General features: G+C 70.7%; 15 protein-coding genes. 8 read left to right on the top strand and 7 right to left on the bottom strand.

Translation table 11 applies throughout. The features are described 5' to 3' along the window. Positions 1 to 9: 9 nt before the first annotated feature. From ACIBHY_RS01465 to ACIBHY_RS01445, 5 genes are read right to left on the bottom strand one after another with little or no spacing between them, the layout of a single operon-like run. Positions 10 to 942 carry an ROK family glucokinase gene (locus ACIBHY_RS01465; RefSeq protein ID WP_397246767.1) on the bottom strand — a complete coding sequence of 311 codons (933 nt, stop codon included), beginning with the start codon at positions 940 to 942 and terminating at the stop codon, positions 10 to 12. Positions 943 to 944: 2 nt separating this feature from the next. Continuing rightward, the gene (locus ACIBHY_RS01460; RefSeq protein WP_397245775.1) at positions 945 to 1,367 is read right to left on the bottom strand and encodes a DUF5304 family protein; all 423 of its coding nucleotides are present in this window, start codon (positions 1,365 to 1,367) and stop codon (positions 945 to 947) included. Positions 1,368 to 1,401: 34 nt separating this feature from the next. Then, positions 1,402 to 2,607 carry an ArsA family ATPase gene (locus ACIBHY_RS01455; protein WP_397245773.1) on the bottom strand — a complete coding sequence of 402 codons (1,206 nt, stop codon included), beginning with the start codon at positions 2,605 to 2,607 and terminating at the stop codon, positions 1,402 to 1,404. Beyond that, on the bottom strand, positions 2,604 to 3,044 hold the full coding sequence (locus tag ACIBHY_RS01450) for an SRPBCC family protein (protein WP_397245771.1): 441 nt from the start codon (positions 3,042 to 3,044) through the stop codon (positions 2,604 to 2,606). The genes ACIBHY_RS01455 and ACIBHY_RS01450 overlap by 4 nt, the downstream gene beginning before the upstream one ends. 21 nt (positions 3,045 to 3,065) lie before the next feature. Further along, a complete protein-coding gene (locus tag ACIBHY_RS01445; protein WP_397305592.1) occupies positions 3,066 to 3,833 on the bottom strand; it encodes a metallophosphoesterase in 768 nt (255 codons plus the stop codon). Positions 3,834 to 3,960: 127 nt separating this feature from the next. On the opposite strand from ACIBHY_RS01445, the gene ACIBHY_RS01440 reads away from it, so the two are divergent. From ACIBHY_RS01440 to ACIBHY_RS01405, 8 genes are all read left to right on the top strand, one after another. Further along, on the top strand, positions 3,961 to 5,724 hold the full coding sequence (locus ACIBHY_RS01440; protein ID WP_397305591.1) for an AMP-dependent synthetase/ligase: 1,764 nt from the start codon (positions 3,961 to 3,963) through the stop codon (positions 5,722 to 5,724). Between the two features lie 175 nt (positions 5,725 to 5,899). Beyond that, positions 5,900 to 7,186, top strand: coding sequence for an ABC transporter substrate-binding protein (locus tag ACIBHY_RS01435; protein ID WP_397305590.1), 1,287 nt, complete (start codon positions 5,900 to 5,902; stop codon positions 7,184 to 7,186). Continuing rightward, entirely contained in the window at positions 7,183 to 8,064 is an 882-nt protein-coding gene (locus ACIBHY_RS01430) for a carbohydrate ABC transporter permease (protein ID WP_397305589.1), read from the top strand. The genes ACIBHY_RS01435 and ACIBHY_RS01430 overlap by 4 nt, the downstream gene beginning before the upstream one ends. Beyond that, complete coding sequence (locus ACIBHY_RS01425; RefSeq protein ID WP_397305588.1) at positions 8,061 to 8,873, top strand: carbohydrate ABC transporter permease; 813 nt, start codon at positions 8,061 to 8,063, stop codon at positions 8,871 to 8,873. The genes ACIBHY_RS01430 and ACIBHY_RS01425 overlap by 4 nt, the downstream gene beginning before the upstream one ends. Positions 8,874 to 8,936: 63 nt before the next feature. After that, positions 8,937 to 9,980, top strand: coding sequence for a substrate-binding domain-containing protein (locus ACIBHY_RS01420; protein ID WP_397305587.1), 1,044 nt, complete (start codon positions 8,937 to 8,939; stop codon positions 9,978 to 9,980). Continuing rightward, on the top strand, positions 9,968 to 11,104 hold the full coding sequence (locus ACIBHY_RS01415; RefSeq protein ID WP_397305586.1) for an NPCBM/NEW2 domain-containing protein: 1,137 nt from the start codon (positions 9,968 to 9,970) through the stop codon (positions 11,102 to 11,104). The genes ACIBHY_RS01420 and ACIBHY_RS01415 overlap by 13 nt, the downstream gene beginning before the upstream one ends. After that, a complete protein-coding gene (locus ACIBHY_RS01410; protein WP_397305585.1) occupies positions 11,092 to 12,591 on the top strand; it encodes a sugar ABC transporter ATP-binding protein in 1,500 nt (499 codons plus the stop codon). Before ACIBHY_RS01415 ends, ACIBHY_RS01410 begins: the two co-directional genes overlap by 13 nt. Positions 12,592 to 12,893: 302 nt before the next feature. Continuing rightward, positions 12,894 to 13,925 (top strand): ABC transporter permease, encoded by a 1,032-nt coding sequence (locus tag ACIBHY_RS01405; protein ID WP_397245753.1) that lies wholly within the window; start codon positions 12,894 to 12,896, stop codon positions 13,923 to 13,925. A 539-nt stretch (positions 13,926 to 14,464) separates the two neighbouring features. Here the strand turns inward: ACIBHY_RS01405 and ACIBHY_RS01400 are convergent. After that, positions 14,465 to 15,259: a DUF4097 family beta strand repeat-containing protein gene (locus tag ACIBHY_RS01400; protein WP_397305584.1), complete on the bottom strand. Its 795-nt coding sequence runs from the start codon at positions 15,257 to 15,259 to the stop codon at positions 14,465 to 14,467. Positions 15,260 to 15,568: 309 nt separating this feature from the next. Next, positions 15,569 to 16,342, bottom strand: a complete 774-nt coding sequence (locus tag ACIBHY_RS01395; RefSeq protein ID WP_397305583.1) for a hypothetical protein — start codon at positions 16,340 to 16,342, stop codon at positions 15,569 to 15,571. Positions 16,343 to 16,365: the final 23 nt, after the last annotated feature.

The following is a 16,365-nucleotide window of genomic DNA, read 5'->3' as shown; positions in this document are numbered from 1 at the left end:
GCGCCCCTGTCAGCGCTGCCGCGCCAGGTCGGCCGCGCCGACGACCCCGGCGGAGGCGCCGAGCTCGGCCAGCCGGATGTCGGCGACGGGACGGTGCCCGCGGCCGGTGAGCTGACGGGCGAAGGTCTCCTTCGCCTGGTCGAAGAACAGGTCGGCGGCGCGCGAGACGCCGCCGCCGATGATGAAGCAGCCGGGGTCGAGGACGGCGGCCAGGTCGGCCATGCCCTGCCCCAGCCAGTCGGCCAGCGAGGCGAAGGCGGACAGCGAGGCGTCGTCGCCCTTGCGGGCGGCCTCGGTCACCTCCTCGCCCTCGATCTTCTCCCCGGCCAGCTCGAACAGGATCCGCGCCCGCTCGGGCTGCTGCCTGGCGATCTCCCGGGCGTCGGCGACGAGGGCGTTGCCGCTGGCGTACTGCTCCCAGCAGCCGAGGTTGCCGCACCCGCACAGCCGTCCCTCGGGAACGACCTGCATGTGCCCGAGTTCGGCGCCCATCCCCCACCGGCCGCGAAACAGCTTGCCGTCGAAGACGAGCCCGCCGCCGATGCCGGTGCCGACGGTGATGCAGACGACGTGGGTCTGCCCGCGTCCGGCGCCGAAGTTGGTCTCGCCCCACGCCATCGCGTTGGCGTCGTTCTCGACGACGACCGGCAGGCCCACCAGGCCGGTGATCTTCTTCTGCAGAGGTTCCTCGCGCCAGGCGAGGTTCGGGGCGAAGCGCACGACCGAGCGGGTCTCGTCGACGAACCCGGCCGCGCCGACGCCGATCGCCTCGATCTCGCGGCCCTCGGCGAGCTCCTTGACCACGTCGGCCACGGTCTCGGCGACGAGGTCCGGCTGGTCGGCCGGCGTCGGGCGCAGCGCGTGCGCGACGATCTCGCCGTCCTCGTCGACCACGCCGGCGGCGACCTTCGTGCCGCCGATGTCCACCCCGATAGTCAGCATGCTCACCCCAGGTCGATGTGTTCCACGTCGTCGCCGCCGCGCTCGTCGCGCGTGCGGTCGCGAGTCCTGTCGGCGGCCCCGGGGGTGGGCCTGTTCAGCGCGTCGAACGCGCCACGGACCGCGGCGAACAACTCTCCGCCCGCGGCCACCAGGTGCCCGGCCACGTCCGAGCCGGATTCCCGCCGCGCCGCGATCGCCCGGCAGACCGGGCAGGCGCGGCAGATGTACTCGTCGTGGGGCTCGGACACGGCCTCGCCCCACACGTCCTTCTCCTTGCGCCCGCCGCCGGTGACGGTGCTGGCGACGGAGTTGAAGACGGTCTTGCCGACCTGCCTGGTCGCGCGGTCCTGGATCACGCCGAACAGCTTGCGCGCCTCGTCCGCCACGGATCCGATCGGGTCCCTGTCGTTGCTCGTCTCAGTCATCTGGCCCTCCCTGCCGAAGAGTCGCTCATCCTCCTCACTCACTACGCGGCCGACCTCCTCCGCCGGTCGTCCGCTCCGTTCGCTGCGTCGGATTCGCTTCTGAGACGAACCGTACCTTCAGGAACCCGTCCTGGAGCGCCGCGGCACCGATCTTCCTGCGGGCGAGCGCCGCGGGCAGCGCGATGATCCTGCGGTACGGCCCCGCCGTCACGATCAGCTCGTCCCGCTTGCGGGCCAGGTCGACCTCGCCCTTGCTGGCCCCGGGCAGCGCCAGGCTGAGCTCGTCGGCGGTCAGGACCAGCGGCGCTTCGACGGCCGGCGGGGCGAACGGGTCGGTCTCGCCGTAAAGGCTCTCGCCGAGGGCGGTCAGGGCGTCGGCGCCGACGGGTTCGGCGGGCAGGTAGGGCACCACGTGGATGGGCAGGGGCGCGAACGACTCCTCCGCCTCGGCCAGCAGCCGGGCCTGGGCGCGTACCCACTGGGCGCGCCACTCGTCGGCGTCGCCGGCGGGGAAGACCCGGTTGGCGATGACGGCGTCGACGCGGTAGCCGTACAGATTGAGCGAGGTGAGGGTGCGGCGCGCCTCGGCGAGCACCACCGACTCGGGCGTGAGCACGAGGCGCACGGACGCGCCGGGGCCGGTGAGCAGTTCGCGGATCTCCATGAGCCCGCGGTGCAGGCGCTCGCCGGCGCTGACCACGTCGTCGCCGGGCGCGCTGACGTGGGCGACGCTGCGCATGAACGGCGAGACGACCTTCATGATCCGGCGGCCGACCGGCAGCAGGCGGCTGACGTGCCAGTCGAGCGCCTCCGGCAGGGCGAGCAGGCGCAGCGTCTCGGCGGTGGGCGCGCAGTCGACCACGATGACGTCCCAGCCGCCGGAGCGGGCGTGCTCGCGCAGCTCCAGCAGCGCGATGACCTCTTCGGCGCCGGGCAGGACGGTGATCTCCTCGGCGGTGATCTGGTCGAGGCCGAGTTCGCCGAGCAGGCCGCGGGCATAGTCCTGCAGTTCGCCCCAGTGCTCCTCCAGGGACTTCTGGGTATCGACCTGGTGCAGGCGCAGGCCGGGGGCGATCTCGCCGGGCTGCACGGCCAGGGCGTCGGCCAGCGAGTGGGCGGTGTCGGTGGAGATCACCAGCGTCTTGAGCCCGCGGCTGGCGGCGAGCGTGGCGGTGGCCGCGGCGACGGTGGTCTTGCCGACGCCGCCCTTGCCGGTGAACAGCAGGACGCGAGGACTCACCGGCGTCCCTCGACCCGCTTCTTCAGGCCCTTCAGCGCCGTGTCGACGATCACCTTCTCGGCCTTGCGCTTGATCATGCCGATCATCGGGACCTTGAGGTCGACGGCGAGTTCGTAGGTCACCTCGGTGCCACTGCCCGTCTCGGCGAGCCGGTAACTCCCGCTGAGCTCGGAGATCATCTTGCCCTGCTCGACGACCCGCCAGCTGACGCCGGTGTCGTCGTCCCAGGTGTAGCCGAGAGTGTAGGAATCGCTGATCACGCCGGCGTCGAGCACGAAGCGCACGTCGGCCGGCCGCCCGTCGGCGCCGGTGGTGCGGACCTCGGCGCTCTTGACCGCGCCGGCCCATTCCGGGTACGCGGGCAGGTCCGCGATGACCGCCATGACCGCGGCCCTGTCAGCGGAGATGGTGATGCTCGAAGTGGTGCGATCAGCCATGCGACCACAGTATCGGTCCGCTCACCACTCCAGCACGAACGGCCGTCCCTTTCCCCGGAAATGGCCGACGTTCACACATTCGGTGCGGCCGATCCTGGTGCGCTGGTAGAGCGGCTGGTGGACGTGCCCGAACAGGGCGTAGCGCGGCTGGACGCGCCGGATGTAGTCGAGCGTCGCCTCGCTGCCGCGCTCGAAGCGCCTGGCGACCGTGTCGTACAGCAACTGCGGCACCGCGGGCGGGATGTGCGCGCACAGCACGTCCACCTCGCCGAGCGCGGCGACCTTCGCCGCGTACTCCTCGTCCTCGATCTCGTACGGCGTGCGGTACGCCGTCTTCAGCCCGCCCCCGACGAACCCGAAGCGCCATCCCCCGATCTCCGCCTCCCGCCCGTCGAGCACCCGGTGCCCCGGCTTGAGGTAGTCGGCCCACAGGCGCGGCACGTCCACGTTGCCGTAGGTGAGGTAGGCGGGCTCGGGCATGGCGGCGAACAGCGCGGCGTACTGCCTGCGCACGTTGGCCTCGATGTGCTCGCGCGGGTCGCCGCCGAGCCCCTTCCACAGCTCCGCCGACATGGCCCTGGCCTCGTCGAAGCGCTGGGCGGTGCGCAGCGCGATGAACGCGGCCGCGTTCTCGGCGCCGAACAGGTCGGCGAAGATCCCCTGCGCGTGGTCGTCGTAGTCGATGTAGAGGATGAGGTCGCCGAGACAGATCAGGGCGTCGGCCCCGTCGCCCGATCGGGCCAGCGCTTCGGCGCTTCCGTGGACATCGCTCACGACATGGACCCGCATGCGGGAAATCCTATGAGTGGCGGCGGCTAGCATGAGGTTTGCCCTTCATAACGCCTGTATGACGAAGCTACCGGTGCGTAACTTAACGCGGTAACGTCTCGCCGGTCCCCGAAGAGGAGTTTGATCCGTGCGCGAGTACAGCGTCCCCGTCCTGGTGGATGTGCCGGCTTCGGCCAGCCTGACCGACACCGTGTTCAGGCGAGGCGAGCAGGAGCCGGGCGCGGTGGTGCTTCGGCGCAAATCGGGTGACGACTGGCCGGCCGTGACCGCGGCCGCGTTCAGGGACCAGGTCGTGGCGCTGGCCAAGGGCCTGGTCGCGGCGGGCATCGAGCCGGGCGACCGGATCGCGATCATCTCCCGCACCCGCTACGAGTGGACGCTCGTCGACTACGCGATCTGGGCCGCGGGCGCGGTCTCGGTGCCGGTCTACGAGACCTCCTCGGTCGAGCAGGTGCGCTGGATCCTGTCCGACAGCGGCGCCAAGGCGGTCTTCGCCGAACTGGACAACCACGTGGAGACCGTACGCGAGGCCGCGCCCGAGCTGAAGCCGATCTGGCGGATGGACGAGGCGCTCGACGGCTCCGCTGTGAGCGGCGAGGAGATCGAGCGCCGCCGTACCGCCCTGACCGGCGCGGACCTGGCCACGATCATCTACACCTCGGGCACCACCGGGCGGCCCAAGGGCTGCCGCCTGACCCACGACAACATGCTCTTCACCGCGCGCAACGTGGCCGGCGGGCCGCTGGAGACGGTGTTCATGACCGACGAGCCGGGGGTGCTGCTGTTCCTGCCGCTGGCCCACGTCTTCGCTCGGCTGATCCAGGTGGTCGCGATCGAGACCGGAACGGTCCTCTCGCACACGCCGAACATGAAGAACGTGGCCCCGGACCTGGTCTCGGCCAAGCCGACGCTGCTGCTGGGCGTGCCGCGGGTCTTCGAGAAGGTCTACAACGGCGCCGAGCAGAAGGCGATCCAGGGCGGCAAGGGCAAGATCTTCGCCCGCGCGGTGGACGTGGCGGTCGCCTACAGCAAGGCGTCCGGCAAGGCGGGGTTCGGGCTGCGGCTCAGGCACGCGGTGTTCGACAAGCTCGTCTACTCCAAGCTGCGCGCGGCCACCGGCGGCCGGCTGTCCACGGCGATCTGCGGCGGCTCGGCGCTGGGCGAGCGCCTGGGCCACTTCTTCCGCGGCGTGGGCATCGAGGTGCTCGAAGGCTACGGCCTGACCGAGACCTCGGCCCCCTCGACGGTCAACCTGCCCGGCGGCAACAAGATCGGCACGGTCGGCAAGCCGCTGCCCGGCGTCAAGGTGCGCATCGGCGAGGACGGCGAGATCCTGGTCAGGGGCCGCCACGTCTTCGCCGGCTACTGGAACAACGACCAGGCCACGGCCGAGGCGGTCGACGCCGAAGGCTGGTACCGCACGGGCGACGTGGGCGAGCTGGACGACGACGGCTACCTGCGCATCACCGGCCGCAAGAAGGAGATCCTGGTGACCGCGGCGGGCAAGAACGTCGCCCCCGGGCCGCTGGAGGACGCGCTGCGCGCGTACCCGCTCATCTCCCAGGCCATGATCGTGGGCGACGACCGGCCGTTCGTCGGCGCGCTGGTCACGCTCGAACCCGAGGCGCTGGAGCACTGGAAGAAGGAGAACGGCGCGCAGAGCGCGACGGCGGCCGAGCTGACCCGCGACCCGCGGATCCTGGCCGAGGTGCAGAAGGCGGTCGACACCGCCAACCTGATGGTCTCGCGGGCCGAGCAGATCAAGAAGTTCGTGGTGCTCGACATCGACATCACCGAGGAGAGCGGCCACCTGACGCCCACGCTGAAGATCAAGCGCAACATCGTCATGCGCGACTTCGCGGACACGGTCGAGGACCTCTACACCCCGTAACCCCTCCGATCACTTTTCTGTTTGAGAACGGTTGCAGGGCCGATATTGACAACTTGAGACGGATCACAGCTACTAGAGGTCGTATCATTTAGCGGCCCTGACTAGCAGTGCTCCGATGAATGGGCCGCACAGTCAACCCGCCGGTTCGTCACGCCCGGCGAGGAAGGCGGCAAGGGTGTACAGGACCCTCGCAGCAGGCTTAGCGGCCCTGCTCGCGCTCACCGCGTGTTCGGTGAACGAGGCGGCCGCGCCGTCGTCGCCGGCCCCGGCAGGCGCCAAAGAAGTCACGTTTCTGCTGTTCGAGTCGCCCAACCTGAACGCGGCCTACTGGGACGCGCAGATCAAGCGGGCGACCGACGCGGTTCCCGGCATCACCGTGAAGAAGGTCGTGGCACCCGCGGCGGGCAGCCGCGACGAGTTCGCCAAGCAGCTCATCGCCTCGGGCCAGTTCCCCGACGTGCACATCGGCCTGCAGGACATCCTCGGCTTCGCGCCGAACCTCTACGCCTGGACGCCCGAGGACCTCAAGGACTTCGAGTGCGCCACCTGCGGCGCGACCGGCGGCAAGGTCGTGCAGCTGCCCACCAACACGCAGACGCACTCCAACGTCTACTACAACAAGGGCCTGTTCGCGAAGGCCGGCATCACCGCCCCGCCCACGACCTACGCCGGACTGCTCGACGCCGCGGCCAAGCTCAAGGCCAAGGACATCACGCCGTTCGTGACCGGCGGCGGCCCCGACGCCTTCGCCTCCACCCTGGCCTGGACCGGCGTCCTGACCACCGACGTGTACGCCAAGAACCCCGGCTGGATGCGCCAGCGGCGCGAGGGCAAGGTCAAGTTCTCCGACCCCGGCTTCAAGGCCGCCACCCAGAAGTTCGCCGACCTCGCGGCCAAGGGCTACATCGACAAGAAGGACCTCTCCCGCGACTACGGCGCCACGCAGACCGCCTTCCTCGAAGGCAAGGGCGCCATGTACCCGATGGGCAGCTGGTTCGCCTCGCCCGGCGCCGGCGACAACCCCGAGAACAAGATCGAGATCGGCCGCTTCAACTGGCCCGGCGAGACCGGCTCCGCCCAGCTGGCCGGGTTCACCGGCGGCGGGCTCACGGTCAGCGCCGCCGCCAAGGACCTGGAGTCGGCCAAGAGTTTCGCCCTGGCCTTCCAGCTCGACAAGGCCAACCTGGACGCCTCGGTCAAGGCCGACGCGCTCTTCCCGGCGATCAAGGGCTACGCGCCGCCGTCGATGGGGCCCGTGTTCACGGAGTCGTACAAGGCCTGGTCGGACGCCAAGACGGCGGGCGCGATCGTGCCGTCGTTCGGCTGGGAGGCCGGCGACGACGCCATGCTGCCCGGCATGAAGGAGAAGTGGTGGTCCTCGGCCCAGGACCTCGTCAGCGGCAAGAAGAACGTGGACGACGTGCTGAGCTACCTCGACGACGAGTGGGACAAGTCCTCTTGAGAGTCGCGTACAGGAGGGCCTGGTACTTTCTCAGCTTCGGCGCGCCCGGACTGCTCGTCTACGTGTGCTTCGTGCTCGTGCCGATCCTGCTCAGCGTGGGCTACAGCATGACGAACTACAGCCTGCTGCGCCCCGGCTGGACCTGGGTGGGGTGGCGCAACTACGAACTGCTCCTCACCGACCAGGCGTTCCTGACCTCCCTGCGGGTCACCACGATCCTGACCGTCATGGTCCTGGTCGCGCCCAACCTCCTCGGGCTGGCGATCGCGGTGCTGCTGGATCGCCGCGGATGGTTCTACAACGCCATGCGCAGCGTCTACTTCACCCCGATGGTGCTCAGCTCCGTCGTGGTCAGCGTGATCTGGACCCGCGTACTCGACGACGAGGGCCCGCTCAACCAGGCGCTGCGCCTCCTCGGCGTCGCCGACCCGCCGGGGTGGCTGTCCGACCCCGGCTACGCCCTGTTCTCCCTGGGCGGCATCGTCTCGTGGCAGATGCTCGGCTTCTGCGTCGTGGTCTACCTGGCCGGGCTGCAGGGCGTGCCGAACGAGCTGGCCGAGGCCGCCTCCATCGACGGCGCGGGACCGTGGACGCGCTTTCGCCGCATCACCTGGCCGCTGCTGGCCCCCGCCCTGACCGTCAACACCGTGGTCCTGCTGATCACCACCTTCAAGATCTTCGACCACGTCAAGGTCATCACCAACGGCGGGCCCGGCACCGGCACCACCGCCACCGTGGCCTTCACGATCATGCAGGAGGGCTTCGTCGAGAACCACCAGGGCTACGCCTCGGCCATGGCCGTGGTCATGCTGGTGATCATCGCCGTGGCCTCCGTCGTCGCGCTGCGCGTACTCCAGAGAAGAGAGGTGCAGCTGTGAGACGCCCGCTCGTCACGCTCGCGGTCACCAGCGTCTTCTTCGTGCCGCTCTACGTCGCGCTGGTCAACGTCGTCAAGCCCAGCGCGCTCATCCCCGGCGCGGGCGCGATCGCGCTGCCGATCCCGCCGACGCTGGACAACCTGAGCGCGGTCCTCACCGACCCGGCCAACCTGTTCTGGGCGAGCCTGGCCAACAGCGTCATCGTCACGACGCTGTCGGTGATCGCGCTGACGCTGCTGTCGGCGATGCTCGCCCACTACCTCGCCCGTACGGCGGGCCGCTGGGGCCGGCTCATCACGGTGCTCCTGCTGTGCGGCCTGATGGTCCCGCCCCAGGTCATCCTGGTCCCGATCACCCAGGTGCTGCGGGCCTTCGGCCTCATGACGACGGTCCAGGGGCTGGTGCTGTTCAACGTGGGCTACTACATCCCGTTCGGGGTGTTCGTGTTCACCGGGTTCCTCAAGGGCATCCCCGCCGACCTGGAGGAGGCGGCGGCGATCGACGGCGCGGGGCGCGGGCAGGCGTTCTGGCGCATCGTCTTCCCGCTGCTGCGCCCGGCCACCGCCAGCGTCCTGATCTTCCTGTCGGTGTGGATCTGGAACGACTTCCTCAGCCCGCTCATCATCCTCGGCCCCGGGCAGGGCACCACGGTCACCACCGGCATCTACCGCTCGCTCGGGCAGTACTCCTTCGACTACGGCGGCGTGTTCGCGCTCATGTTCCTCTCGACGCTGCCCGTCCTGATCTTCTATCTCGCCCTGCAGAAGCAGTTCGTCAAGGGACTCACCGGCGGCGCCACGAAGGGGTGAGTTTAGCCGGCCTGACAAACGGAAAAAGATCTCAGTCAACGCAAGGAAGCAGGTGCACCCCCCATGATCCTGCCGTCCACCAGAACCGCCGCCGCGTTGCTCGTCGCCGCGCTGGTGCTGGCCGCGTGTTCGTCCGGCAAGGAGGAGACCACCGCGGGCGCGGGCAAGGCGCCGGCGGGCGGCAAGGTCTCGATCGCCTACCTCCAGAAGCAGGGCGACCAGGAGTACTTCATCGGCGAGGCCCAGGGCGCCAGGGACAAGGCCGCGGAGCTCGGCGTCGACCTGCAGGTCGTCGACCTCGGCGAGGACACCAACAAGGCGGTCACCGAGACGCAGGCGGCCATCGGCAAGAAGGTCGGCGGCATCATCATCGTGGTGCCCGCCCCCGCCGTCGGCCCCCAGATCGTCCAGCTCGCCAAGGACGGCGGCATACCGCTGCTCACCTCCGACGACCAGGTCTGCGTCGATGGCCCCGACCCGGCCGCCTGCGACAAGTCCAAGCTGGTGCCGCGGGTCGGCTTCTCCGGCGCCCAGATGGGCGAGTCCGTCGGCACCCGGGCCGGCGAGGAGTTCAAGAAGGCCGGGTGGAAGAAGGAGGACTCCGCGATCATCACGGCCTGGCAGCAGGACGTGACCGTCTGCACCGACCGTGTCAAGGCCGCGGTGCCCACGTTCGAGGCGGCGGCGGGCGTCACCGGCGTGAAGGTCATCGAGGTCGGCACCGACAACACCCCGACCGGCGCCCAGGACAAGGTCGCGGCCACGATCAGCGGCAACCGGGCGGTCAAGAACTGGGTGATGCTCGGCTGCAACGACGAGAACGTCAGCGGCGGCGTCACCGCCATGCAGAACTCCGGAATCAAACCGGAGAACATCATCGGAGTGGGTTTGGGCGCCTATCTCGCGTGCAAGGACTGGAACAGCGGCAAACCTTCAGGTATGAAGGCAGCGTTGTTCATCAACGGATACGAGGTCGGCAAGCTCGCCGTGCAGACGATGTTCGACAACATCAAGAACGGCACCGCCATGCCGGCCGAGGCCTTCGCACCGACGAAGATGGTGGATGCGACCAACTGGCAGGCCGAGGGAGTCAAGTGCAGCGCCTGACACGGTTATCGGTGGCCGCCGCGGCGGCGGCCACCGCTCTGGCAACGCTCGCGAACCCGGCGGCGGCCGACGAGGTGCCGGAAGGCGCCCTGCTCGGCGACGGCAGCCGGGTCGTTCGCGTCGAGGACGGCCGCTGGGTGGTGGCCAAACACCTGCCCAACGGCGACATGGCGGTAGCGCTCTACAACGACAGCGGGCACCCGCAGCGCATCGCCACCACGGTCACCGACATCGGGCTCCCGGCGGCGGCGCCCGCCTACCGCGTACGCGAGCTGTTAACCGGCGCCGACGCCCACACCGCGGGCGTCCTGGCCGCCAACGTGCCCGCCAGGCAGGCGATGCTCTACCAGATCTCCCGGGACGCGGCCTGGTCCTCCTACCCGCCGCTTCTCGAGTTCGACCTCCAGGTTCCCACCCCCTACCAGGGGGCCGCCGCGCTCATCGAGCCCGGCGCCACCGCCCAGGTGACCACCGTCGTCACCAACCACGGGCTCACCAACGCCGCCGACGTCACCTCGGCCCTGCGTGTGCCCGACCGCTGGCTGTCGGCCGCCGCGACCCCGGCCGGCGCCAAGATCCTCGGTCCCGGCCAGCGCCTGGCCACCGCCTGGAACCTCACCACCCCGGCCGACCTGCCCCGCAACGCGTACTGGCTGGAGGCCAGCGCCGCCAAGCTCCGCGCCGCCTCGGTCTTCGTCGTGCCCCCGCCCGCCCCCTCCGGCACCGCCTACGTCAGCGACCTGCGCTGGCTCAGCATGGCCAACGGCAAGGGCGCGGTCGAGCGGCGCAAGATCGTGGTGAACGGCGCCACCTACGCCAAGGGCCTGACCGCCCACGCCCCCGGCACCCTCGACTACTACCTCGGCGGGCGCTGCACCAAGCTCACCGCGCACGTGGGCGTCGACGACACCGCCGGCACGGGCGGCACCGTCACCTTCGAGATCTGGGCAGACGGCCGCAAAGCCGCCGGCTCCGGGGTGCGGACCGGCGCGATGGCCGCGCTGCCTCTCGCCGCCGACGTCACCGGCGCCCGTCTCGTCAGGCTCGTCGTCACCGACGCGGGCGACGGCCCCACCGGTGACGCGGCAGCCTGGGGAGACCCGGTGATCGCGTGCTCAGGGTAGAGGAACTGGCCAAACACTTCTCCGGCGTCCAGGCGCTGCGCGGCGTCACCTGCGACTTCCCCGCCGGCCAGGTCACCGCCCTCATGGGCGAGAACGGCGCCGGCAAGTCCACGCTCATCAAGATCGTCAACGGCGACCACCGTCCCGACGGCGGCCGCGTCCTGCTCGACGGCCACCCCCTCGACCTCCGCTCCCCCGCCGACGCCCGCCGCCACGGCATCCGCGTCATCCCCCAGGAGCCGGAGATCATCCCGCACGTCTCCGTCGCCGAGAACGTCCACGCCGGCGCCCTGCCCCGCCGCCGCGGCCGCCTGCTCGACCGCGCCGCCCTGCGCGAGCGCGTCCAGTCCCAGCTGGTACGGCTCGGCTTCGAGCACGCCCTCGACGCCGGCGCCCTAGGCTCCGCCCTGACCCCCGCGCAACGCCAGCTCGTCGAGATCCTGCGCGCCCTGACCGGCGAAGCCCGCGTCATCGCCTTCGACGAACCCACCTCCTCCCTCGGCGAACACGAGACCGAAGCCCTCTTCACCCTCATCACCCGGCTGCGCGAACAGGGCCTGGCCATCGTCTACGTCTCCCACCGCCTCAAGGAGATCTTCCGCCTGGCCGACCGCATCGCCGTCCTGCGCGACGGCGCCCTGGCCGGCGTCCGGCAGGCCGCCGAGGCGAGCGAGGGCGAGATCGTGCGCATGATGGTCGGGCGGGACCTGTCGTCCCTGTTCGAACGCCCCGGCACCGAGCCCGGCGACGTCGTCCTCGACGTACACGAGGTCACCACCGACGACGTGCGCGGCATCACCTTCCAGGTGCGGGCCGGCGAAGTCGTCGCCCTGGCCGGACTGGTCGGCGCCGGCCGCTCAGAACTCTCCCGCGCCCTGGCCGGCGACCTGCCCATCCGCTCCGGGACCGTCAGCGTGGGCGGCCGGATGCTGCGGCTGCGCCACCCGGACGACGCCGTACGGGCCGGGCTGGGCTACGCCCCAGAGGAACGCAAGGCCCAGGCCCTCTTCCTCGACCGGAGCGTACGCGACAACACCTCCCTGGTCATCCTCGACCGCCTGCGCACGTTCCGCTTCGTCCGCCGCGCCGCCGAGAACCGGGCCGTCGCCGAGTTCGTCGACCGCCTCCGCGTCCGCACCCCGTCCCTGGAACACGAGGTACGCAAGCTGTCCGGCGGCAACCAGCAGAAGGTGGTCCTGGCCCGCTGGCTGGCCCGCCGCCCCAAGGTGCTCATCCTCGACGAGCCGACCCGGGGGATCGACGTGGGGGCGAAGGCGGAGATCTACCACATCGTCGCCGACCTGGCCCGCTCCGGCGTGGCCGTCCTCGTCGTCTCCTCGGAACTGCCCGAGGTCCTGGGCCTGGCCGACCGCATCCTGGTCATGCAGAACGGCCGCATCACCGGCGAACTCCCCCGCGCCCGCGCCACCGAGGAAGCCATCCTCTCCCTCGCCATGGCCGACGACCTAACCCCCACCCCCTCCTAACCCCAGCCGGTGCATCCCCACACCACCGCCTCCGGCCCCGCCGCCTCCGGAGAACCTTCCGAACCTCCGGCACCCACGCTCCGCGCACCCCACAACCCGCCGCCGTCCGCACCACGCCCGCGCCACGGGTCGCAGCGACCCCGCTCAGCCCGTGACACCACCACGACCACGCACCACGACGGCCGACCTGCCCACGGCTTGGCCGGCGCACCGCCGTACACCTGACCGCCACTCCCCGCCGAGGCCCGCACACCCATGACGACCGCAGCAGAACACGCCGACCCCATGCCAGGAGGCGCGCGATGACCTCCCAGACCAGCGCCCACCAGGCCCCCACCGACCCGCGCGAGAACCGCGGCCGGTGGGCGGGAGCCGTCGCCGCCATCGGCGCCCAGAACCTGATCCTCGTGCTGGCCATCGTGGCCGTGGGCGCGCTGTTCGGCGTCCTGGACCCCGGCTATCTGGCGTGGAGCAACGTCCGGGTGATCGGCGACGCCGTGACGATCGCCGGGCTGCTGGCCGTCGTCCAGACGGTAGTGATCATCTGCGGCGCCCTCGACATCTCCGTCGGCTCGGCCACCGGCGTGGCGTCCGTGGTCAGCGCGATGGCCTTCATGTCCACCGGCCGTGACCCGATGCTCGGCATGGCCGCCGCCCTGGCCGTGGGACTGCTGCTGGGTCTGATCAACGGCATCATCATCGTGTACGGCCGCGTCAACGCCGTCATCGCCACCCTGGCCACGCTGGCCGCGTACAAGGGCCTGGCCCAATTGCTGTCCGGCGGCGCCGCGCAGGGCTACGTGCTGGGCGACGACCTGTTCATCTTCATCTCCCGGGGCAGCCTGGCCGGTCTGCCCACGATGGTGTGGATCCTCATCCTGGTCGCCCTGGCCATCCACATCCTCCTGAAATACACCGACATTGGCCGCAACCTCTACGCCATAGGCGGCAACGACACCGCCGCCCGCCTCGCAGGCATAAACATCAACAAATACCTCATAGCCGTGTACGCCCTGGCGGGCCTGGTAGCCGCGATAGCCGGCATCATCCTCACCGCCCGAATCGGCTCCGGCCACCCCACCTCGGGCAGCGCCGGCCTGGAACTGAAGGCCATCACCGCCGCGGCTCTGGGCGGCTGCGCCCTGAAGGGCGGAAAGGGCGGAGTGGGCGGCACGCTCCTGGCGGTGGTGTTGCTGGGCGCCCTGGAAAACGGCCTCACCTTCCACGGCATCAGCACCTTCTGGCAGAACGTCGCCCAGGGCGCCCTCCTCGTCGTGGCCGTGGTGATCCAGCAACGCCGCAGCGGCGAACGCGCCGTGGGCCTCCCCACCTGACCACCGGCCCTCGGAAGGCCAGGTCAAGGGGTGAGAGAGCGAACTCCAGGGCGAGGAGCACGCCGGGGGCCCAGTACTTGGGCGGTCGATGAGCGAGGGTCGAGGGCGGCGCGGGGGTTGGGACCAGAAGCGTGAGGTTCAGACCAAAGCGTGGTGGCGACGTTCGAGGGCGCGTCGATGCTCGGACACGGTGTTCAGGTCCAGGCGGTGTTGAGGTTGGGGCGATGTTGAGGTCCGGGCGGGGGTGGTGGGCTAGCGGGGTGTCGGCTGGGGGTCGATGGCGTTGGCGAGGGTGTGGAGGGCTCGGGCCGCTCGATGGCGGAGGCCGTGCGTGGCACCGGAGAGGGCGGGGCCGGAGAGAGTGGGTCTTGAGGCGGTGGCTCCTGAGGGGGCGGCTCCGGAAGTGGCGGCTCTGGCTCGTTGGTCGGGTGGTGGGGAAGGGGCCCGGCGACTGTGGTGGGTGATGGTGCGTTCGTTGGCGGCCTCGGATATCAGGTCGGCGTGGCGGGTGCGGACGTACTCGGTGATCATGTATTCGTTCATCGGGTGGACTCCGCTCGGGTGATGGCGATGCCGCCGCTCAGGCTGCGGGCGGTGATCTCGACGGTCCGCTCCGCGGGGGACGGCTCGGTGGCGTCCTGGGTGAGGGCGGAGGTTACGCGGCCGGTCAGGGAGTTGATGTCGAGCCAGGCGGCGGTGCCCTCGTGCACGGCCACCGTGGCGTCGCCCGAGGTGGTCCGGATGCCGATCTTGCCGCTGGTCACGCAGCGGAGGGACACTTCGCCGGAGGTCGACGTGATGGAGGCGTCGGAGGCGGCCTTTCCGATCACCAGGTCGCCGGAGATGACGGTGGCGGTGACGGGGCCTCTGGCTTCGGTGATGCGGACGTCGCCCGAGGCGGTGTTGATGCTGGCGACGCCATCGATGACATCAATGTTGACGTCACCTGACGCCGTCTTGGCGATCGCGCTGGCGGCGTGGGTGGCGTCCAGGTCGCCGGAGGCGCTGGAGAACTCGATTCCGGCCAGTTCGCCGCGGATTCTGACGTCGGCGGAGGCGGTCTCGACCACCACACGCGAGCCGGTGGGAACCTCTACGACGATGTCCAGGCTGGGAGTGCGGCGCAGGCGCGAGCTGTCGGGGGCCTTCACCCGGACAACGCCGTCACGGTGGGTGATCTTGACCGATTCGGCGTAGTCGGCCATGCCGTGTTCCAGGTGTTCGGGGGTGACCTCGACGGTGGTGTCGGCACGGTCGGACGCGGTGACGACCAGGTCACCGGCCGGGAAGTTCACGTGAAGGGCGATGGGGTCCGGGGTGCTGAACGTGGGCATGACGAGATCTCCGATCGGCGTGGTCAGAACACCCCCGAGGTCGAGCACGGCGAGGGTGCGATGGGTACCGCCCTGGACAGGCCGAGGACGGGAGTGCTGCCCGCGGATGACTTCCGCGGGCGGGCCGGGCTGAGGTGTAGTTCTGCCTGAAGAGCGTCCACCTTGGGGCGCGTCTCCAACGGGGGCACAACGGCCCCTGCCTGAGATCCGCCCCCGACGGGTCCGTCTCTGGCGAGGCCCGTCCCTGGCGGGACGCCGACCCCGGCGCAGGCCCAACCCTGGCGGGGCCGTCCCTCGCGGGGGTGGGGGTTAGCGGGCCCAGCCGGTGATGCGCTGGCCGGGGAAGCCGGAGGGTGGGGGTGGGGCCGGTTGGCCGGAGACGGCCTGGCTCAGGGCGCGGACCATCCAGGCGTTCACCGACATGCCCGCCTGGCCCGCGACCTGTTCGATGCGGGACTTCAGCGGCTCGGGCAGGCGGAGGGTCATCCTGGCGGTTCCGGCGTCGCCCTCTCCAGGACCGGGCGGCTCGGGGGGCGAAGGCGGGACCGGGGGCGTGGGAGGCATGGGCGGGGTCGGTCCCGGCCACGCGGTGTCGGGCCAGCCGGGCGGACCGGGCGGGCCATAGCCGCCAGGGCCGCCAGGGCCACCAGGGCCGTGGCCACCACCGGGCCCGTAACCAGCACCAGGGCCGTAGCCACCGGGACCGAAGCCACCTGGGCCGTAGCCACCTGGGCCGTAGGCGCCGGGACCAGGGCCACCGGGACCGGGATCACCCGGACCGCCTGGACCGTAACCGCCGGCGCCCTGGCCGGTGGCGGCGCCCCAGCTCGGGTCGTGGCCGGGCGGGGCGGTGACCACCAGCTCCGGCTCCCTGCCGCGGATCCGCAACTCGACGAGGCCGGGCTCGATCTGGCTGGTCACCGACTCCGCCGCGTCCGACAGCACCTCCAGCAGCGTCAGCCGCACGGAGGACTCCAGCGCCGAGGTCAGCGACTCGGCCGCGGCACGCATCTCCGCGCCGCCCACGTCCGCGGCGGCGGTGAGCTCCCTGCGGAGGGTGTCGATGTGGGGCGTCAAGTCCATGACGTCATCATGACATCAGAGTG

The sequence above is a fragment of the Nonomuraea sp. NPDC050547 genome (genome assembly GCF_044457345.1).
Lineage (GTDB): Bacteria > Actinomycetota > Actinomycetes > Streptosporangiales > Streptosporangiaceae > Nonomuraea.
The sequence above is the reverse complement of the archived record's forward strand: the minus strand, read 5'-3'. Positions and strand labels throughout refer to the sequence as shown.

Coding starts and splice junctions, on each gene's coding strand:
- ACIBHY_RS01465 (WP_397246767.1), bottom strand. CDS start 942: ATGCTGACTATCGGGGTGGACATCGGCGGCACGAAGGTCGCCGCCGGC.
- ACIBHY_RS01460 (WP_397245775.1), bottom strand. CDS start 1,367: ATGACTGAGACGAGCAACGACAGGGACCCGATCGGATCCGTGGCGGAC.
- ACIBHY_RS01450 (WP_397245771.1), bottom strand. CDS start 3,044: ATGGCTGATCGCACCACTTCGAGCATCACCATCTCCGCTGACAGGGCC.
- ACIBHY_RS01445 (WP_397305592.1), bottom strand. CDS start 3,833: ATGCGGGTCCATGTCGTGAGCGATGTCCACGGAAGCGCCGAAGCGCTG.
- ACIBHY_RS01420 (WP_397305587.1), top strand. CDS start 8,937: ATGATCCTGCCGTCCACCAGAACCGCCGCCGCGTTGCTCGTCGCCGCG.
- ACIBHY_RS01405 (WP_397245753.1), top strand. CDS start 12,894: ATGACCTCCCAGACCAGCGCCCACCAGGCCCCCACCGACCCGCGCGAG.
- ACIBHY_RS01400 (WP_397305584.1), bottom strand. CDS start 15,259: ATGCCCACGTTCAGCACCCCGGACCCCATCGCCCTTCACGTGAACTTC.
- ACIBHY_RS01395 (WP_397305583.1), bottom strand. CDS start 16,342: ATGGACTTGACGCCCCACATCGACACCCTCCGCAGGGAGCTCACCGCC.